The sequence below is a fragment of the Mesonia algae genome (assembly GCF_003253545.1).
Classification (GTDB): domain Bacteria; phylum Bacteroidota; class Bacteroidia; order Flavobacteriales; family Flavobacteriaceae; genus Mesonia; species Mesonia algae.
On the sequence record NZ_QKYV01000003.1, the window covers coordinates 14,776 to 33,589 of the forward strand.

Annotated in this window: 19 protein-coding genes; 3 read left to right on the forward strand and 16 right to left on the reverse strand. The window is 34.5% G+C overall.

All coding sequences use genetic code 11. The features are described 5' to 3' along the window. Nucleotide 1 precedes the first annotated feature (1 nt). The 9 genes from murG to mraZ are packed head-to-tail and all read right to left on the reverse strand — an operon-like array spanning nt 2 to nt 10,025. Nucleotides 2–1,096, reverse strand: coding sequence for an undecaprenyldiphospho-muramoylpentapeptide beta-N-acetylglucosaminyltransferase (gene murG / locus LX95_RS05360; RefSeq protein ID WP_111540417.1), 1,095 nt, complete (start codon nt 1,094–1,096; stop codon nt 2–4). Continuing rightward, nucleotides 1,093–2,337: an FtsW/RodA/SpoVE family cell cycle protein gene (locus tag LX95_RS05365; RefSeq protein WP_245924728.1), complete on the reverse strand. Its 1,245-nt coding sequence runs from the start codon at nt 2,335–2,337 to the stop codon at nt 1,093–1,095. Before LX95_RS05365 ends, murG begins: the two co-directional genes overlap by 4 nt. Nucleotides 2,338–2,340: 3 nt before the next feature. Further along, complete coding sequence (gene murD / locus LX95_RS05370) at nt 2,341–3,678, reverse strand: UDP-N-acetylmuramoyl-L-alanine--D-glutamate ligase (protein ID WP_111540418.1); 1,338 nt, start codon at nt 3,676–3,678, stop codon at nt 2,341–2,343. Beyond that, a complete protein-coding gene (gene mraY / locus LX95_RS05375; RefSeq protein WP_111540419.1) occupies nt 3,678–4,907 on the reverse strand; it encodes a phospho-N-acetylmuramoyl-pentapeptide-transferase in 1,230 nt (409 codons plus the stop codon). The genes murD and mraY overlap by 1 nt, the downstream gene beginning before the upstream one ends. 20 nt (nt 4,908–4,927) lie before the next feature. Further along, on the reverse strand, nt 4,928–6,394 hold the full coding sequence (locus LX95_RS05380) for a UDP-N-acetylmuramoyl-L-alanyl-D-glutamate--2,6-diaminopimelate ligase (protein ID WP_111540420.1): 1,467 nt from the start codon (nt 6,392–6,394) through the stop codon (nt 4,928–4,930). Beyond that, nucleotides 6,391–8,358: a penicillin-binding protein gene (locus LX95_RS05385; protein ID WP_111540421.1), complete on the reverse strand. Its 1,968-nt coding sequence runs from the start codon at nt 8,356–8,358 to the stop codon at nt 6,391–6,393. Before LX95_RS05385 ends, LX95_RS05380 begins: the two co-directional genes overlap by 4 nt. Continuing rightward, nucleotides 8,359–8,670 (reverse strand): FtsL-like putative cell division protein, encoded by a 312-nt coding sequence (locus tag LX95_RS05390; protein WP_111540422.1) that lies wholly within the window; start codon nt 8,668–8,670, stop codon nt 8,359–8,361. A 1-nt stretch (nt 8,671) separates the two neighbouring features. Further along, the gene (gene rsmH, locus LX95_RS05395; RefSeq protein ID WP_111540806.1) at nt 8,672–9,568 is read right to left on the reverse strand and encodes a 16S rRNA (cytosine(1402)-N(4))-methyltransferase RsmH; all 897 of its coding nucleotides are present in this window, start codon (nt 9,566–9,568) and stop codon (nt 8,672–8,674) included. Beyond that, nucleotides 9,555–10,025 carry a division/cell wall cluster transcriptional repressor MraZ gene (mraZ, locus tag LX95_RS05400; RefSeq protein ID WP_111540807.1) on the reverse strand — a complete coding sequence of 157 codons (471 nt, stop codon included), beginning with the start codon at nt 10,023–10,025 and terminating at the stop codon, nt 9,555–9,557. Before mraZ ends, rsmH begins: the two co-directional genes overlap by 14 nt. A 289-nt stretch (nt 10,026–10,314) precedes the next feature. On the opposite strand from mraZ, the gene LX95_RS05405 reads away from it, so the two are divergent. Continuing rightward, the gene (locus tag LX95_RS05405) at nt 10,315–11,079 is read left to right on the forward strand and encodes an alpha/beta fold hydrolase (protein WP_111540423.1); all 765 of its coding nucleotides are present in this window, start codon (nt 10,315–10,317) and stop codon (nt 11,077–11,079) included. A gap of 2 nt (nt 11,080–11,081) precedes the next feature. Further along, complete coding sequence (gene yihA, locus LX95_RS05410; protein WP_111540424.1) at nt 11,082–11,678, forward strand: ribosome biogenesis GTP-binding protein YihA/YsxC; 597 nt, start codon at nt 11,082–11,084, stop codon at nt 11,676–11,678. Here the strand turns inward: yihA and LX95_RS05415 are convergent, their stop codons facing one another. From LX95_RS05415 to gldB, 3 genes are read right to left on the reverse strand one after another with little or no spacing between them, the layout of a single operon-like run. After that, complete coding sequence (locus tag LX95_RS05415) at nt 11,679–12,059, reverse strand: GTPase (RefSeq protein WP_111540425.1); 381 nt, start codon at nt 12,057–12,059, stop codon at nt 11,679–11,681. It abuts the gene before it with no gap. After that, a complete protein-coding gene (gene gldC / locus LX95_RS05420; protein WP_111540426.1) occupies nt 12,059–12,394 on the reverse strand; it encodes a gliding motility protein GldC in 336 nt (111 codons plus the stop codon). Before gldC ends, LX95_RS05415 begins: the two co-directional genes overlap by 1 nt. Beyond that, nucleotides 12,391–13,359 carry a gliding motility lipoprotein GldB gene (gene gldB / locus LX95_RS05425; RefSeq protein ID WP_111540427.1) on the reverse strand — a complete coding sequence of 323 codons (969 nt, stop codon included), beginning with the start codon at nt 13,357–13,359 and terminating at the stop codon, nt 12,391–12,393. The genes gldC and gldB overlap by 4 nt, the downstream gene beginning before the upstream one ends. 105 nt (nt 13,360–13,464) lie before the next feature. Here gldB and nadE point away from each other — a divergent pair, with 105 nt between their 5' ends. Next, nucleotides 13,465–14,259: an NAD(+) synthase gene (gene nadE / locus LX95_RS05430; RefSeq protein ID WP_111540428.1), complete on the forward strand. Its 795-nt coding sequence runs from the start codon at nt 13,465–13,467 to the stop codon at nt 14,257–14,259. Here the strand turns inward: nadE and dnaG are convergent. The 4 genes from dnaG to LX95_RS05450 all read right to left on the reverse strand — a co-directional run bounded on the left by dnaG (nt 14,256) and on the right by LX95_RS05450 (nt 18,780). Continuing rightward, on the reverse strand, nt 14,256–16,217 hold the full coding sequence (dnaG, locus tag LX95_RS05435; protein WP_111540429.1) for a DNA primase: 1,962 nt from the start codon (nt 16,215–16,217) through the stop codon (nt 14,256–14,258). The two genes, nadE and dnaG, sit on opposite strands and share 4 nt — an antisense overlap. A 106-nt stretch (nt 16,218–16,323) precedes the next feature. Beyond that, nucleotides 16,324–17,382 carry a hypothetical protein gene (locus LX95_RS05440; RefSeq protein WP_111540430.1) on the reverse strand — a complete coding sequence of 353 codons (1,059 nt, stop codon included), beginning with the start codon at nt 17,380–17,382 and terminating at the stop codon, nt 16,324–16,326. A gap of 83 nt (nt 17,383–17,465) precedes the next feature. Next, entirely contained in the window at nt 17,466–18,227 is a 762-nt protein-coding gene (locus LX95_RS05445) for a hypothetical protein (RefSeq protein WP_111540431.1), read from the reverse strand. Next, nucleotides 18,220–18,780: an RNA polymerase sigma factor gene (locus tag LX95_RS05450; RefSeq protein WP_111540432.1), complete on the reverse strand. Its 561-nt coding sequence runs from the start codon at nt 18,778–18,780 to the stop codon at nt 18,220–18,222. The genes LX95_RS05445 and LX95_RS05450 overlap by 8 nt, the downstream gene beginning before the upstream one ends. Between the last annotated feature and the right edge of the window lie 34 nt (nt 18,781–18,814).

Sequence of the window (18,814 nt, forward strand, 5' to 3'; positions counted from 1 at the left end):
GTTATGCTTTTATCAATTTTTCGACCGCATCTACAATGTCTTTGGTAGCATTGGGTTTGGCCATTTTCTTTATATTTTCACTTAGCTCTTGTTGCTTTTTTTCATTTTTCAACAAGCCTGCAAATGTATTCTTAAATTCTTCTTTTAGCGCACTTTCTTTAAGGTAAATTGCAGCATTATTTTGCGAAATAGATCTAGCATTTTTAGTTTGGTGATCCTCAGCTACATTGGGCGATGGAATAAAAATTACTGGCTTGCCTACTACACATAATTCGCTTACAGATCCTGCTCCTGCACGTGATATAATTAGATCTGCAGCAGCATAAGCCAAATCCATTTCGTTTAAAAACTGATGCACTTTAATATGCTCATTAGCAGCGTATGCCTTAAATTTTTCATAGTACAATTTTCCTGTTTGCCAGATCAACTGTACATTTTGCTCTTTAAAGAAAACAATATTTTCTTCTATGAGTTCATTAATTTTTTTGGCGCCTAAACTTCCTCCTAAGACAAGTATGGTCTTCTTTTCTGGCCTAAGCTCAAAGTGAGCTATTGCTTTTTCATTATTTTCATCAATTTTAAGCAAATCCTGCCTTACCGGATTTCCAGTAAATTGAATCTTACTTGACGGAAAATATTTTTCCATACCTTCATAAGCCACACATATTTTTTGAACACCTTTTGCCAACCACTTATTCGTGATCCCCGCATAGGAGTTTTGCTCCTGAATTAAGGTGGGTATATTTTTTTGATTTGCTGCTTTTAATAAAGGTCCGCTTGCAAAACCTCCTGTACCAATCACCACATCTGGTTTAAATTGTTTTAATATTTGATGTGATTTAAATAGGCTTGAAATTAATTTTAACGGAAAACTTAAATTATCTAAAGTAAGCTTACGCTGAATTCCGCTAATCCAAAGTCCCTTTATAGAATAACCCGCAGCAGGAACTTTTTGCATTTCCATACGGTTTTTAGCTCCTACAAAAAGTATTTCAGCTTCAGGGTTTCTGCGTTTAATTTCATCGGCAATAGCAATAGCCGGATAAATATGTCCGCCTGTTCCTCCACCAGATAATATGACTTTTAATTTGCTCATATCGCTTCGCTTAACACTTCTAAAGGATTATCTAAATCTTCGCTGTTTTCTCGTTCTTGATCTTCCTCTTCTTTCAACTTCATCTCTTCTCGTTTTGCACTTACACTTTGTACAATTCCCAACGCCACGCAAGTCATCCAGATGGAAGAACCTCCACTACTCACCAGTGGTAAAGTTTGTCCCGTTACCGGAAATAATTCTACAGCAACCGCCATATTGATCAACGCCTGAAAAATAATCGGTAAACCAACGCCAATGACTAGCAACTGACCGAATACGGTATTGGCTTTAGTGGCAATAATCACCAATCTAAATAAGATGAGTAAATAGGCTAACATCACTCCAAAAGCTCCGAGTAATCCCATTTCTTCAACAATAATGGCATAAATAAAATCTGATGAGGATTGCGGTAAAAAGTTTCTTTGTACACTTTTTCCTATTCCCGTTCCTACAATTCCGCCTCGAGCGATAGCAATTTTTGCTCTTTCTATTTGATAATCTTCCTTGGTATCTTCTCCATTAGAAAAGTTATCTATTCTGCTAATCCATGTATCTACCCTGTTAGGAAAAACCCCTGGAAATGCTTTCGCCGAAAGCACAAAAATGGATAAGATTATAATGGCAGAAAGTAAAATAACACCTAAATATTTTAGCGGATAGCCTCCTAAAAAAACCAAAACAAAAACCATGGCAAAAATGATCGCTGTGGTAGAGAAGTTTGCCGGTAGAATTAAACCTAAAATAATACCAACGGGAACCCAAAGTGGTAAAATAGTTTCTTTAAAAGTAACCGTCCTATCCTTTATTTTTGATAAATACCTCGCTACATAAATCATTAAAACCACTGCTGCTGCGGTAGAGGTTTGAAAGGTTTTATTGATGATAGGAATTTTTATCCATCTACTTGCATTAGCGCCATCTATGGTCGTTCCTTGCGCTAGAGTATATAGTAAAAGCACAACAATAATAGGCAATAGTATTAAGGACAGTCCTTTAAAATAATGGTAAGGAATTTTATGTATAGCATAGATTAAAATAAACCCTAAGACCAAGTAAGCAAAATGATTTAACAGGTAACTAAACGTACTTCCATCTCCATATAAATAGGCCAAATTACTACTCGAACTATAAACGGGTATAAAAGAAAATATAGCTAAAAGTGCTGCTATAGCCCAAATAACCTTATCTCCCTTTAAGTAAAAGAAAATATTCTTAGATGATATGTCTGTTTTTACTGCCAATGTTTATAATTGTCTTACGTATTCTTTAAACTGTCTTCCTCTATCTTCATAATTCTTAAACAAATCGAAACTTGCACAAGCAGGAGAAAGTAAAACCGTATTTCCTTTTTCTGCTAGATGATAAGCCATTTTCACAGCCTCTTCCATCGATTTAGTTTCTACAATTGTCTCTACACAATTGCTAAATGAGTTGATGATTTTTTCGTTATCTACCCCTAAACAAATAATAGCTTTTACTTTTTCGTTTACTAACGGTAGTAACTCTTCATACACATTCCCTTTATCTACTCCTCCAACAATCCACACAGTTTCTGGCTGCACACTATCTAAAGCATAATAGGTTGCGTTAATATTTGTAGCCTTAGAATCATTGATGTATTGCACGTTATTGATTTTTAATACGCGCTCTAAACGATGCTCTACTCCTTGAAAGCTTTCTAAACTCTCACGTATCGTTTGTTTTCTAATTTTTAATAATTGCGCTACAGTAGTAGCAGCCATAGCATTTTTAGTATTATGTTCTCCTTTAAGCGCTATTTTATCTTTATGCATTATAAATTCTGTATTATTAACTTTTATGTAAATTTTATCGTCTTTTAAATAAGCTCCTTCTCCTTCATGTTCTTTTAAACTCATAGGAAGTTGAATAGAACTTATCTTATTCTTTTTGAGCCAATTACAAATGGTTTTATTATCGGCGTCATATATAAAATAATCTTTGTTCGTTTGGTTTTTTACAATTCTAAATTTCGAAGCGATATACTCCTCAAAATTATGATGATAACGATCTAAATGATCCGGCGTAATGTTGGTTAATACCGCTATATGCGGATTAAAAGTTTCAATACCATCTAATTGAAAACTACTCAACTCCAACACATAATAATCTGGATTCTTAAGAGCAACATTTTTTGCAAAACTATCTCCAATATTCCCAGCCATTATAGCATCTAAATCTCCATTTTTAAGAACATGATAAATCCAAGAGGTTACCGTGGTTTTGCCATTACTTCCTGTAATTCCTATTAAACTAGCATGGGTGTATTTACTAGCAAATTCGATTTCAGAAATAACTTTAATTCCGTTTTCCTTTAATTTTAATACCAAAGGAGCATCTTCAGGAATACCCGGACTTTTCATCACCAAATCGGCATTTAAAATTTTATCTTCCGTATGTTTTTCTGCCTCCCATTCTATTTCTTCCTGAATTAAAACTTGCTTATATTTTAATTCAATCAATCCACGATCGGATACAAAAACTTCATAGCCTTCTTTTTTTCCAAGAATAGCTGCGCCTACACCACTTTCTCCAGCACCTAATATGACCAATCGCTTACTCATTATCTTAGTTTTAAAGTGATGATAGTGATGATCGCTAACAAGATTCCTATAATCCAAAAACGGACTACAATTTTACTCTCATGATGACCTTTCTTTTGGTAATGATGATGTAATGGAGACATCAAAAAGATTCTCTTCCCTATTCCTGTTTTTTTCTTAGTGTACTTAAACCAACCTACCTGCATCACTACCGATAGATTTTCCATCAAGAAAATTCCGCAAAGGATAGGAATTAATAATTCTTTTCTAGTCGCAATAGCTAATACCGCGATAATACCACCAATAGTTAAGCTTCCTGTATCTCCCATAAAAACTTGAGCAGGAAAAGTGTTATACCATAAGAAACCGACTAATGCTCCTGCAAATGCCGTAATAAAAACCGTCATCTCTCCCGAATTGGGAATATTCATCACGTTGAGATAATCAGAGAAAATTACGTTCCCCGATACCCAAGCAAAAAGTCCTAAAGTGAGCACAATAATAGCCGATGATCCTGCTGCCAAACCATCAATTCCATCGGTTAAATTAGCTCCGTTAGAAACTGCCGTTACAATAAAAATAACAATTGGAATAAAAATAATCCAAGCATACTTTGCGTAAGAAGGGTTAATCCAAGAGATTAAAGTCGCATAATCAAACTCATTTCCTTTTACAAAAGGGATGGTGGTTTTAGTAGATTTTTCTGCTACGCTTTCGCTGATATCTTTTTCTATTAATTGCTCTTGAGCTTGAGGATCTGCCTCTACGTGTTCTTTAATAGTAACTCCAGGATGAAAATACATGGTAGCTCCCACGATAATTCCCAAACCTACTTGACCTATTACTTTAAACTTACCCTGTAAACCTTCTTTATTCTTTTTAAACGTCTTAATGTAATCATCTAAAAAACCAATTGCTCCCATCCAAAGGGTCGTGATAATGAGCAAAATAACATAGATATTCTCCAATTTAGAAAAAAGCAATACGGGAATAAGAGTAGAGAAAATAATTATCAATCCTCCCATAGTCGGTGTTCCTGCTTTTTCAGCCTGACCTTCTAACCCTAATTCTCTTACGCTTTCTCCTACTTGTTTTTTAAGTAAATAGTTAATTATTTTTTTTCCAAAAATGGTAGAAATAGACAAAGACAGAATAATCGCCATACTCGCCCTAAAAGAGATAAACTGAAAAAGTTGCGCTCCTGGCAGTTGGTATTGTTCTTCTAAAAATTCAAATAAGTAGTATAGCATCTTATTCTTTGTTGTTTTCTTTATTTATTAAATTGCTCTAACATTTCTTGAACAATTTTCATATCATCAAAATCAGATCTCACCCCATTTACTTCTTGGTAAGTTTCATGTCCTTTTCCTGCAATAAGTATAATGTCCTTAGCTTTTGCCATAGCACAAGCCGATTTAATTGCTTGTTTTCTATTGGTTACCGAAATCACTTTACTCCAATTGTGCGCCTCTACACCAGCCTCTACATCTTCAATAATTTTATCTGGATCTTCGGTTCTAGGATTATCACTGGTAAGTATTACTTTAGTACTTAAATCACTGGCTACCTTCCCCATAACAGGGCGTTTAGTGGCATCACGATCTCCACCGCAGCCCACTATCGTAATTAGTTCTTCATTTTTAGTTCTAATTGTATTAATGGTTTCTAATACATTTTTAAGCGCATCAGGCGTATGAGCGTAATCTACAATTGCAGTAATTTTTTCCTTATCGGAAATGATATATTGAAACCTTCCGCTTACCGATTTTAACTGACTTAGATATTTTAAATTCTCTAATTCTTCCAAGCCTAATAAATCCGCGGCAGCGTAAATTGCTGCAAGATTATAAGCATTGAAATTTCCTATTAGCGTTGACCAAACTTCATTATTGTTTATTTTTAACAACAAACCACTCAATTCATTTTCTAGAATTTGAGCTTTATAATCGGCATTGGTTTTTAAGGCATATGTTTTTTTAGCAGCTTTTGTGTTTTGCAACATAAAAGCTCCATTTTTATCGTCTATATTGGTAATTGCAAAAGCAGATTTTGGTAACTCATCAAAGAATTTTTTCTTTACATCGCGATATTCACTAAAACTTTTGTGATAATCTAAATGATCGTGAGAAAGGTTGGTGAAAATTCCGCCTGCAAAATCTAATCCTGTGGTTCTATGCTGAGCGATACCGTGAGAGCTTACTTCCATAAAGCAAAACTCAACCCCAGCTTCGTTCATTTTTCTTAAATACTTATTGATCGTTAATGAATCTGGAGTGGTTAATCTTGTAGGAAATTCTTCATCTCCTACGACAATTTTAATAGTAGAAATAAGTCCGACTTTATAGCCTGCTAAGGTAAAAAGTTGGTGCAGCAAAGAAGATATAGTTGTTTTCCCATTGGTTCCTGTAACCCCTACTAATTTTAATCGGCTAGATGGTTTTTCATAATAGTTGTTCGCCATTATCGCCAAAGCCTCTTTTGTATTTTCAACTAAGACATAGGTAATCCCACTAATTTGCTTTTGCGGAAGTTCTTCACAAACGATAGCTATTGCTCCATTATTTTCCGCTTTAGCGATATATTCATGACCGTCACTTGCCGCGCCACGAATGGCTACAAATACATCATTCAATGAAATATTTCTAGAATCGAAATCTATATGTTGAATCGATATGTTGGTATTCCCAACCACCGATTCTATAGCTACTTTATATAATATGTCTTTTAATAAAATCAACTTGTCGTTAAATAAATGGTTTGATTAGACTTTATTTTTACTCCACTTGTAATGGATTGATTTCTTACTTTACCTGCTCCTTTTAATACTACTTTTAAACCTAGATTTTCTAAAAGTGAGACTGCATCCATTGCAGGTAAGCCCTCAACGTTAGGCATAATAGATTTATATTTTTGAGCGGTTACGTAAAACTGTTCATAATCTTTCTGCACATTTCTATAATCTACATTTACATCTTCAAATTCATTGGTGGTAGGCGTATCGGTATAAATTTCTTGAGCAATTTCTTTAAATACTGGAGCCGCTACAATATTTCCATAATAGCCTAAGCTTCGATCTGGTTTAGTTACCACCACAATACAAGAATATTTAGGATCATCTGCAGGAAAATACCCAGCAAAGGATGCTATATATTCTGAAGAACCATCACCACGACCGTAACCTGTTAAACAAGTACCCGTTTTGCCTGCCATAGAAAACTGTTCTGTATAAATATTTCTTGCTGTTCCTCTAAGCACAGTATTCTTCATCATCTCCCTCACCTTAGAGGCGGTTTCTTTAGAACAAATAGAATTATTGATTTCTCCTTTTTCGTAATGCTCTACAACCTTATCTCTATTTCTAATTTCTTTAATTAATCTTGGCTTAATCATTACGCCATCATTAGCAATAGCATTGTAAAATGCCAGAGTTTGAAGCGGTGTAATTGAAACCCCGTAACCAAAAGACATCCACGGCAGTGTAGTACCATACCAATTGGCATCATCTGGATGTGGAATATGCGGCTGACCTTCTCCTTTTATTTCTAAACCAATCTTTTGATTTAATCCCATATAATTAAGACGGTTGACCAAAGCTTCTGGTTTACTTTTATAACCTTCATTAATAAATTTTGAAAACACCGTGTTAGAAGAAACTTCAAAAGCTTTTGCTGCTGATATCTCTCCGTATCCGCCGTAGCGTGAATCTTTTACTACGCGATCGTAATATTTAATTCTTCCTTTTTCTGAATCAAACACATCACTGGTATCTAAAACCTTATCTTCTAAGGCAGCTACCATGGTCATTAATTTAAAGGTAGAACCAGGTTCTTGAGATTCGTAAATCGCATAATTTCTCTTTTCGTAATAAGTCCCTTCAGAGGTTCTTCCTAGATTAGCCATCGCTTTAATCTCACCAGTTTCAGTTTCCATCACTACAACTGTCCCATGATCTGCTTTATATTTTTCTAATTGTTTTAAAAGAGCATGATGCGCAATATCCTGAATGGTAATATCTATAGTAGAAACCACATCTAAGCCATCTTCTGGTTCTAATTCATTTGCATCTCCAATAGGTTTCCATTGACCTTTGGCTATTTTTTGTTTTAACCTTCTCCCGTTTTGACCTTTTAAATAATCATCATAAGCACCTTCAAGACCCGCTTGACCTCGACCTACGGTACGCTCACCAATTTTACCCAAAGGCAATTCTCTTACCGTTCGTTGTTCTGCAATAAAACCTCCTTTAAATGCGCCTAAGTTGAACATAGGAAATTCCCTCATTTGCACATATTGCGTATAACTTACTCCGCGAGCTATTAAATAATATCTGTTTTTATGAGCTCTAGCTCTTCTTATATCTTGAGCGTAGTGAGAAGCTGATTTACCAAACATTTTTGATAAAGATTCCGATAGAGGTTTTAGGTTTTTTTCAAAGTTTTCTTGAGAAACCGTGACCGCATCAAACCTAATATCATATTCGGGTACCGAGGTAGCCAACAAACTTCCATTTGAATCATAAAGATTTCCTCTATTCGCAGGAATGACAAAACTTTTGTAAACACGCTGCTCTGAAAGCTCTCTATATTTATCACCATCAACCACTTGAATATTCACCAACTTAAACCCTATTGCTAAAGCAAAAAGGAGCATCCCGACTGCCACCAGGTAGATTCTTCTTAGTATGCCTTTTTCTGTTGTCATCTAGAGTTTAATTCTTATTTTTTGTGGTGGCGTGCTGGACGGACCTATACCTGTTCCTTGCATTCTTTTCTCAATGGCAGATTTCATTTTAAGCTGCATTAAGTTTTTCTGTGCTTCTATAGATTCACTTCTTAATTCTCTAACTTCGTTATTCATTTTAGCAATTAAATGCACTTTTCTTTCTGCACTATGAGAACACGCAATCATAATGATAGCGAGTAACGTACAAAAAAGAATAAAACGCCAGTTTTTCATAGCATCATCGCTAATCAAAAACTTACCTTTTAATACATTGTAAAAACCTTCTTTCATTTTATAACTTTTCCCCAACTCTTAAACGAGCACTTCTTGCTCTATTATTTTGTTTAATTTCTTCAGGAGATGGCTTTACAAGTCCGCCTACTTTTTTAAAAGGAACCGAAATATTTCCGTAGAAATCTTTTTCTGCTTCCCCTTGAAACAATCCGTTTCTTATATACCTTTTTACCAATCGGTCTTCTAAAGAGTGATAAGAAATTAAGCTAATCCTACCTCCTTTTTCTAATAATTGCTCCGTCTGTCTTAGAAACTCTTTAAGCACTTCAATTTCTTGGTTCACCTCGATTCTTATCGCTTGATAGATTTGAGCAAGTATTTTAAATTCTTTCCCTTTAAATAATAAAGGAAGTAACAACTCTTTCAACTCCTCTCCTGTTTTAATGGGAGCTTCTTCTCTAGCTTCTACAATAACCTTTGCTAATTTTGGAGCATTTTTTAGTTCTCCATACTCATAAAAAACTTTTTTTAACGCCTCTTCTTCATACTCATTAATCACCTCATAAGCACTCAGCAAACCTTCTTGATCCATTCTCATATCTAGTTTGGCATCATACCGAGTAGAAAAACCTCTTTCAGCTACATCAAATTGATGTGACGATACGCCAAAATCTCCCAAAATCCCATCTACCTTCTTATAGCCTTCAAAACGCAAAAACTTTTTAATAAACCTGAAATTCTCAGGAATTAAAGTAAAACGCTCATCATCAATTGCATTTTCTTGAGCATCTTGATCTTGATCGAAAGCTAAAAGCCTTCCGTTTTCTCCAAGTCGTTTTAAAATTTCTCGAGAATGACCTCCTCCTCCAAAAGTGACATCTACATAAACACCATCTGGTTTAATATTTAAACCTTCTACCGTTTCATGTAATAATACCGGATTATGATATTCCAAATTCTCCATTGTTTCCTCCCATTACTTCTTCCGCTAAAGCTCCAAAATCATCTGCAGCATCATCGATAGCATTTTCATATTTATTTTTATCCCAGATTTCTATAATATCTATAGCACTAGAAAGGACTAACTCTTTTTGAAGCCCTGCAAAATTCAATAAATCCTTAGGCACTAATAATCTCCCATTGGCATCTACTTCTATAATCTTTACTCCTGCAGTAAATCTTCTTATAAAATCATTATTTTTTTTATTGAAACGATTTAAGGAATTCACTTTAACCATTAACTCATTCCATTGTTTCATAGGATACAATTCTAAACAAGGCTGAAAAACAGCTCTCTTCAATACAAACCCTCCCTCCAATACTGGAAGCAGTTGCTTTTTGAGTGCCGAAGGCAGCATTAGCCTACCTTTAGCATCAATTTTACATTCGTATGTACCTATTAGATTGATCACCTTTCCTAATTCTATGTCAAATATATTGATTTTTTTACCACTTTTTACCACTTTACCCCACATTGTTAATAAGTTTTAGCTTCAGTAATCTATTAATTATGAGAACTAAAGGAATAATCTAGGCTGAAAGAAGTTTAAAATGTGGGAGAGATTTATAAAGAGGATTGCTATCCTCCTGAAAGAGAATGAAGAATAAAACAGCGAGCTTATTTCACTTTAGGTTTACTTAAAAATACTTATACTTGTAGAATTATAGTATATTTGCTTTAGCTAACCGGAAGAAAACTGAATGAAACAAGAAATTATATCTGAAGGAAAATTCAGCTATGTAGAAATTGGAGAAGGTACTCCAATTATTATTCTACACGGTCTTATGGGAGGGTTAAGTAATTTTGATGGCGTTGCCGATTATTTCCCTAAAAAAGGATACAAAGTGGTGATCCCACAACTTCCTTTATATACCATGTCTTTATTAAAAACTAATGTTGGTAATTTTGCCAAATACATTAAAGAATTTATAGATCATAAAAATTATGAAGAAGTAATTTTATTAGGAAATTCTCTAGGAGGCCATATAGCCTTACTAGCTACCAAAAGGTATCCTGAAAAAATTAAAGCTTTGGTGATCACTGGAAGTTCTGGGCTTTACGAAAGTGCCATGGGAGAAAGTTACCCAAAACGTGGTGATTATGAATTCATAAAGAAAAAAGCTGAAAACGTTTTTTACAATCCTGAAGTAGCCACAAAAGAAATTGTTGACGATGTATATGCCACTGTAAACGATAGAAACAAGTTGATTAGAACACTTTCTATTGCCAAATCGGCTATTCGTCACAATATGGCTAAAGACTTACCAAAAATGAATACTCCTACGTGTATCATTTGGGGAAAACAAGATAATGTTACTCCGCCAGAAGTTGCTGTAGATTTTGACAAACTATTACCCGATTCAACTTTATATTGGATTGATGAATGCGGGCACGCTGCCATGATGGAGCACCCAAATGAATTCAATAGGTTACTTGATAAATGGTTGACTGAAAGAAAGTTTTAAGTATGGAAATTAAGTCGGCTTCTTTTGTAATGAGTAATAGCCAAGTAGAGAAATGCCCTACCAGCAAATTACCAGAATATGCTTTTATTGGAAGAAGTAATGTTGGTAAGTCTTCTCTTATCAATATGCTTACCGGAAGAAAAAGCTTAGCAAAAACTTCAGGTAGACCAGGAAAAACGCAGCTTATCAACCACTTTCTAATTAATCATGAGTGGCATTTAGTAGATTTACCAGGCTATGGTTATGCTCGAGTAAGCAAAAAAGCAAAGAAGACTTTTCAGAAGTTTATTACCGATTATTTTCAGCAACGAGAGCCTTTAGTTTGTGCTTTTGTATTGGTTGATTCTCGCCATGAACCTCAAAAAATCGATTTAGAATTTATGCAATGGTTAGGGGAAAATCAAATACCATTTTCTATCATCTTTACCAAAGCAGATAAGGTCAAACCCAAAGCATTAGAAAAGCAGGTGAATGACTACAATGCGGTATTGTTAGAAACTTGGGAAAGCTTACCTCCTTACTTTATTACATCTTCTTCTAAAAATTTAGGTGGGGAAGAGGTTTTAAACTATATAGATGAAATTAACAAATCCCTATAATTAAATTTCTTTATCTAATAATTCAATTAAAGCTTCCGCGGAATTTAATTCATTTAAAGTGGATGCATCAACCACTACTTCCCAATCCTTAGCTGTTACTCCTAATATAATTGGAAAGTCAAACTTCTGAGAAAATTTAGATGCATATTGTTTTTTAAACTCATCTATATGCAAGAACTCCATAGGAACCTCTATACGTTTTCTAAAATTTTTCCACGTTTTATTTTCCGTGAAAACGCCATAAGTAATTGCACACAGATTACAAGAATAACTAGCTGGTTTAAAAACCTTATGGAATGCATCCAGGTAAGTATTTACCTTACCTGAATTTGCATTATACACAAATATGAGCTGTGTTAACTCTTGCTTTTTAGAAAGCATTATTCTTTTTTCAATTCTAACTTATCAGCAAAATAATCGCAAAAATCTTTCATGGTTTCCATCATCTTTTCATCTTCTGTAGCACGATAGAAAGTATCACTCATCGCCACTAAAGTTTGATGAAAGAACACTTTCATCTCATCTACTGGCATATCTTTAGTCCATAAATCTATACGTAGCGTTTCTTGATTTTTATTATCCCAAAGTGATAAAAGCATCGCTTTCGCTTCCTCTTGATCCACTCCGCCATCTTGCGCACTCCAATTTAAATTTTGTGGAATGTTATTTTCATCTACCTCTACTTGAATTTTTATTTCAGATTTTTTTGTACTCATTCTGGTTTTCTGGGTTTAAAGTTAGCTTCTTTAAAAATACGCTCGGCATCTAAAGTAAGTAACTGTTTTAATGTAATTGATTCATTTTTTTGAGCAAACTGCCTCACAATTTGCCAACCTATATATTGCCCGATTTGTGGCGGACTTTCATTGTCTAGTTCTAGTCTAAATTTACTAAAAGGCGCCAAATTGATAAATCTAGCTCTAAGCTCACTATCGGTTTCATAAATGAGTTCTCTATCTATAAAGTATCGCCAAATTTGATCTTCATTCGCCTGAGCCCATTTTAATTCTTTATCGGTATATCCCATTTTATCAGCATCACTCATCTTGGGTAAAACTTTATCTTTTAAATATAAAATCTTACCATAATAGATCATTTGATCTAAGAACGACCTTCCTTTAGGGCTTTCTATTAATTGATTTGCATATTCAAAAGCGATATCATTTACAAGCTGTCCTCTTCTAAAATTCTTTCTTAAGTAAACCTGCATCCCATCATAAAACTGATGGTCTTCCCCTAAATAAGTGTCTAACGAAATAAGCAGTAAACTATCTGTAGCCACGACTTTATTACGATAATCAACTTCAGAAATCATAGTGACTACACGGGGTGCTTTAAATTGCGGAAAGTAATATTTAAAATGTTGAAATAAAGAAGTGATCTCTTCCTTCTCTTTCTTAAAATCGGGAAATGCTTTTTGAGTTTCCCTCTCTAATTCTATTTGAATGGTGTCATTCATTTGCTGAATCCATAAACTATCAGCATACCTTGGTGGAAATAAAAAAGGATACTCTTTTTTTAATCTCGGTAATTCTTCCGCGGAAGCTTTAGCAAACTCCACATCAAAACGATCTACTTGAAAATCAATAGGAATTTGTGCTATTTCCTCTTCCAATTTATTTTCTTCTTCGCAAGAAAACAATCCTAAAAGTAAGATAAGGCCCACAAGATATTTCATCATAAAAAATAGTTTAGGTAGTCTTTAACGCAATAGACTTTTTTTACATCTAATTTCGTATTATTTTCGTGACAAAGGTAGTTGAAAATAACTAAAAAAAGGAAGGCTATGCAAACAGAAAAAGTAGTAAATCATATAACAAACTGGTTAAAAGAATATGCTACAAACAGCAAAACAAATGGTTTTGTGGTAGGGATAAGTGGTGGTATCGATTCTGCCGTAACCTCAGCGCTTTGCGCCAAAACCGGTTTACGTACACTGTGTGTAGAAATGCCTATACACCAAGCTGCAAGCCAAGTTACCCGTGGCCAACAACATATTGAAAGCTTAAAAAAGCAATTTAGAAATGTAACTAATATAGAAGTTGACCTTACTCCTACTTTTGAAACTATGAAATCTGCTTTTCCCTTAGCGGAAGAAAACGATCAACTTAGTCTAACTCTAGCCAATACTAGAGCTCGTTTAAGAATGACTAGCTTATATTATTTTGCTGGTTTACACGGATATTTAGTCGCAGGAACTGGTAATAAAATTGAAGACTTTGGAGTCGGTTTTTATACTAAATACGGAGATGGCGGTGTAGACTTAAGTCCTATTGCAGATTTACTAAAAAGTGAGGTTTACGAGATTGCCGAATATTTAGGGATCAACCAAGAAATTGTTGAAGCTGCTCCCACCGATGGTCTTTTTGGTGACAGTCGCAGTGATGAAGATCAAATTGGAGCATCTTACGATGAACTAGAATGGGCGATGCACGAGGATGATTTAGGTAAAAGGGTTGATAATTTTGAAGGTAGAAAGCGTGAGGTTTTTTCTATTTACAAAAGATTAAACAATGCCAATCAACATAAAATGAATCCCATACCGGTTTGCGAAATCCCTTTACATTTAAAGAAGGACTAAATTACGCGGTTAAGTTTTTGCGCAATAAGTACCTCTAAGCTTTTATACTCCATCGTTTCTAAGAGCACATCTCTATACTGTATTCCCAGATTAGTTTTGATACTTTCGCTTAATTCATTTACTTTTTCTTTAATCAAAAAACGGCGAAGATTTAAAATGGTTTCATTTATCTCCCGAGGTTCTAATTCGCTCTTATCTTTTACAAAAATTTCTTGATCGTCCCAACGGTGTAAAACATCTTTTTCTTGCTGCATCAAAATAGTAGTAATTTCTGAAGCTTGCTCAGGCACCAAATTATTAACAAAGGTTTCAGTTTTTATCTCCCCCCTTAAATTAAACTCCTGAATAATAACCTCATACATTTCTTTAAAACCTTGGTGTGTAAATTCAATTTCATCTTCCTGAAGATCTAAAAAAACTTTCTCATAAACTTTTAATTGCTGCGTCTCTCCTTCTAAATGCACATTTCCCTCCTCATCTTCTCGCAAAACAAAATCTTCAAAATCGTCCTCTACACTTCCATACCTCAACAACAAACTTATAATATTGCGCTCTAATTGATGTTGCTGATTTACTTTCACACGCTCTACAGGAGTTTCTTTTACCACCGACATTTCTTTGGGTGCCGAGGCTGGTTTTTTTGAAGCATCGTTATTCGCTTTCGCGGAAATTTGAGCAAGTGTACTGTATAACACATTTTCTGAAATTTCCATAATGCGAGCACATTCTTTCAGGTAGATTTCCTGCTGAATGCGATCTGGAATTTTGGCAATACTATTTACCATATCCCGAATAACTCCCGCCTTTTTTATAGGGTCTCCCTTAGCTTCATTCACTAGCAAAGAAGCTTTATAGCTTATAAAATCTTTGGAGTTATGCTCTAAATATTCTTTAATATCATTCTCTGTATTGTTTTTTGCAAAAGAGTCGGGGTCTTCACCTTCTGGGAAACCGCAAACTTTTACATTCATGCCTTGCTCCAAAATAAGATCTATCCCACGAATGGAAGCTCTTATTCCGGCCGCATCGCCATCAAACAAAACCGTAATATTTTGAGTTAGTCTATTAATTAATCTAATTTGCTCGCTGGTAAGTGCAGTACCCGAAGAAGAAACTACATTTTCAATCCCCGCTTGATGCATTTGGATCACATCGGTGTAGCCCTCAACTAAGTAACAATTATCATCTTTGGCGATACTCTGTTTTGCATAATAAATTCCGTAAAGGACTTTACTTTTATGGTAAATATCACTTTCTGGTGAGTTAAGGTATTTGGCTGCTTTTTTATCGTTGGTTAAGATTCTACCTCCAAAACCTAAAGTTCTTCCAGACATCGAATGTATAGGAAACATCACTCTGCCTTTAAAACGATCGAATTGCTTTTCTTCTTTTACAATACTTAATCCCGTTTTTTCTAAAAACTCTAATTTATATCCTTGCTTAATCGCTTCGCTCGTAAAAGCATCCCAAACATCTGGAGAGTACCCTAACTCAAACTTCTCAATAGTCTCTTTTGTAAACCCGCGTTCCTTAAAATAACTTAAACCAATGGCTTTGCCAGTTTCCGTTTTTAATAATTGACGCTTAAAGTAATCCTTCGCAAATTCACTAACCAAATACATGCTTTCGCGTTCATCTGCCTGCTGTTTTTGCTCATCGGTTTGTTCGGTTTCTTCGATTTCGATACCGTATTTTCGAGCGAGGTATTTTATTGCTTCAGGATAACTAAAATGTTCGTGTTCCATTAAGAAAGCCACGACGTTCCCTCCTTTTCCGCTACTAAAATCTTTCCAGATTTGTTTAACGGGAGAAACCATAAAACTTGGCGTCCTTTCGTCGCTAAACGGACTCAAACCTTTATAATTACTTCCCGATTTTTTTAACTGAACAAAATCACCAATTACCTCCTCTACACGAGCAGCATCAAAAACTTGGTCTATGGTCGATTTTTGGATCATAAAAATGAAATCTTGAAATTATTTTAGGCTTGCAAAAATACTAAATACAAAAAAAGGATGCTGTAAATTGAGCATCCTTTTTATAGAATAAAATTTAAATTAACACTTAATTACTAAATCGTATTCCTACAGAAATATTGTTCTGTTCTAAAGGATTGTCTTTAAAAACAGTATTAAGATCATATTTAGCATATAAAGCCCACCAATCGTAACCTATATAAGCGCTTAGCCCATAAATAAAGTTACTCGTGTTATAGCTTTGAGAAAGTTTTGTTTTACGATTACTCCCATCTTCTTCATACTTTAATTTTTGGATCGTATTCAAGTTAACTCCTGCATATCCTCCTAAACCTATTTTAAAATTACTGGTATTATAATACGTTGCTTTTTCTCCATAACTTAAGCTTCTTGGTCCGAATTCAAAATGCAGCGGAAATACCAAATTATCCATTCTTAATTTTGCTTTATCTACATCAAACTGAAACTCCTCTAAATAAGTTTGATCACCATCTTCTACGAAGTACATATTATCATCTGCTTTAAGACCGTTAAACTGAAAAGACAGCCCATATCTTAATCTTGCAAAACCAGATTTCACCAATACAGTTTCAAATTCATATCCTAATTCAAAAAAACGGCTTCCTCCTATTTTATATGGAGAATCGTCTAAAGATTGACCGTCTATCAAAGCATTGTTTAGACCGAATGCCATGGTAAAACCAGAGGTTGTTCTTTTAGGAATAGAATCATAATCTTCTTGCTCTTCCTCCTTTTCATCATATTTTAAATAATCTAAGCGTCTATAATAAGCATCTACCACTTCTTCTCCATCTTCGGTGGTAGAATTTCGTTTAAGCAAGGCGATATTAGCATCAATAATATCTAATTGATTTTCTATATTCAACGCTCTTTTTTCCGCGGCAGCTTTTTTTAAGGCTTCAGCTTCTTGTTCTCCAATCTCATTTTCATTTAAACGCTGATTAATCGCCTCGACTTCTTTTTTAAGCTTTTCTTTTTCGCTTTGTTGAACTTGATTTTTTTGCTTTTCAAGATTTTCAATTTTAAGATCAATATCAGAATTTACCTGAATATTAATTTGTGCTTGCATATTTTGAGCTACCAAAGTGCTTAATAAAATGCTTAAACTAATAATGATTGTTTTCATAATACGTTGTTTTTAGATTGTACTTTTCTAGCCGCGCTAACGGAATAGCCAGAATCATACAGGTTTTTAATAGTTATTATTGGTTATTTAATGACTGAAGATTTTACATGCTGAAATCCACTTTCTAAGGCAAAGAATATTTTTTCTTTAAAGGAATCTCTATTTTCTACTTCTATACTTTCTAATAATTCTTTAGAAGATACCCTAGCATAAGGATTATCAAACTGCCTTAATCGTACGTTTCTCCGAGCTTTTTCTAAAAGTGCATCTATCTCTTGTTCATTTACTTGGGCAAGTTCTTTTGGCGAAGCATCGAGAACCTCTGTAGCAATTTCTACTTTTCCTGAATCTCTCGCAGCTAACAAAGCTCTATTTTCAACATTCTTGTTTTGAGAAGAAAGCGTTTTTTTATGCTCTGCAATACTTGATTTACTTGGATTATTTCTTACTTTTATGTTACTTTTTTCTGTGGAAAAAACTTCACTAACCTTTGGTTTACTTTCCGGAAGTTCTCCTACTATCTCTTTTAACTGTTTAGAGTCGTACACCAATTCTCCCTCTATTTCTTCAGAAAAAATATTTTCTTTTTTTACGGGTTTAAAATTTGAAGCATCACTTTGTGGAGTGTTTACTACTTTTATTTCAGTTTCTCCACCATTCCCAAATAAAGAAGCTATTAAAATCCCTGCCAAAAAGCTTGCAGCAATGCCTATAAACCATTTATAATTTACTCTCTTCTTATCTTGATTTTCTAACTGAGACGAAAGCTTATCCCAACTCCCTGCACTCGGACTAATTTTTCTAGCCTCCAAGTTTTCTTTTATTTGTTTGTCTAACTCACCCATGACTCTCCTCTTTATGTACTGCTAGTTTTTCTTGCAATAATTTTCTTGCTTTAAATAATTGCGATTTTGATGTTCCTTCAGATATATTAAGCAAGTCTGCTATTTCCTGGTGCTTGTAGCCTTCTACGGCATACATTACAAATACCATTTTATAGCCTTCAGGCAATTTATCTATAACTTCTTGTAAATGCTGCATCGCTTCCGCGGAAGCATAATCTTGCGCATCTTCCTCTCTATCATAATTCTCGATACGGTCTGAAAAATGAATCTCTTTCTTACTTCTTAAAAAGTCGATCGACTCTCGTACCATGATTCTTCTCACCCAACCTTCAAAACTTCCTTTATGCTGAAATCCGTCAAGGTTGTTAAAAACTTTAAAGAAACCTCTAAGCATGACATCTTCGGCAAAATGTAAGTCTTTAATATACATTCTACAGACACTTAACATTTTTGGAGCATGAATTTCGTAAAGCGTTTGCTGCGCCATACGGTTCTTTTTCACCGCCTTTTGTATAAGTTTCTTTTCGTTTTTATGTAGTGGTATAATTTTCACCTCTGTTGGTTAGATGTTCTATAAATATAGACGA

What these genes read in the sequence shown, in the direction of transcription:
- murG (WP_111540417.1), bottom strand. Translation starts at nt 1,096, where the DNA reads ATGAGCAAATTAAAAGTCATATTATCTGGTGGAGGAACAGGCGGACAT.
- murD (WP_111540418.1), bottom strand. Translation starts at nt 3,678, where the DNA reads ATGAGTAAGCGATTGGTCATATTAGGTGCTGGAGAAAGTGGTGTAGGC.
- mraY (WP_111540419.1), bottom strand. Translation starts at nt 4,907, where the DNA reads ATGCTATACTACTTATTTGAATTTTTAGAAGAACAATACCAACTGCCA.
- LX95_RS05385 (WP_111540421.1), bottom strand. Translation starts at nt 8,358, where the DNA reads ATGACAACAGAAAAAGGCATACTAAGAAGAATCTACCTGGTGGCAGTC.
- LX95_RS05390 (WP_111540422.1), bottom strand. Translation starts at nt 8,670, where the DNA reads ATGAAAGAAGGTTTTTACAATGTATTAAAAGGTAAGTTTTTGATTAGC.
- LX95_RS05405 (WP_111540423.1), top strand. Translation starts at nt 10,315, where the DNA reads ATGAAACAAGAAATTATATCTGAAGGAAAATTCAGCTATGTAGAAATT.
- yihA (WP_111540424.1), top strand. Translation starts at nt 11,082, where the DNA reads ATGGAAATTAAGTCGGCTTCTTTTGTAATGAGTAATAGCCAAGTAGAG.
- LX95_RS05415 (WP_111540425.1), bottom strand. Translation starts at nt 12,059, where the DNA reads ATGCTTTCTAAAAAGCAAGAGTTAACACAGCTCATATTTGTGTATAAT.
- gldC (WP_111540426.1), bottom strand. Translation starts at nt 12,394, where the DNA reads ATGAGTACAAAAAAATCTGAAATAAAAATTCAAGTAGAGGTAGATGAA.
- gldB (WP_111540427.1), bottom strand. Translation starts at nt 13,359, where the DNA reads ATGATGAAATATCTTGTGGGCCTTATCTTACTTTTAGGATTGTTTTCT.
- nadE (WP_111540428.1), top strand. Translation starts at nt 13,465, where the DNA reads ATGCAAACAGAAAAAGTAGTAAATCATATAACAAACTGGTTAAAAGAA.
- dnaG (WP_111540429.1), bottom strand. Translation starts at nt 16,217, where the DNA reads ATGATCCAAAAATCGACCATAGACCAAGTTTTTGATGCTGCTCGTGTA.
- LX95_RS05440 (WP_111540430.1), bottom strand. Translation starts at nt 17,382, where the DNA reads ATGAAAACAATCATTATTAGTTTAAGCATTTTATTAAGCACTTTGGTA.
- LX95_RS05445 (WP_111540431.1), bottom strand. Translation starts at nt 18,227, where the DNA reads ATGGGTGAGTTAGACAAACAAATAAAAGAAAACTTGGAGGCTAGAAAA.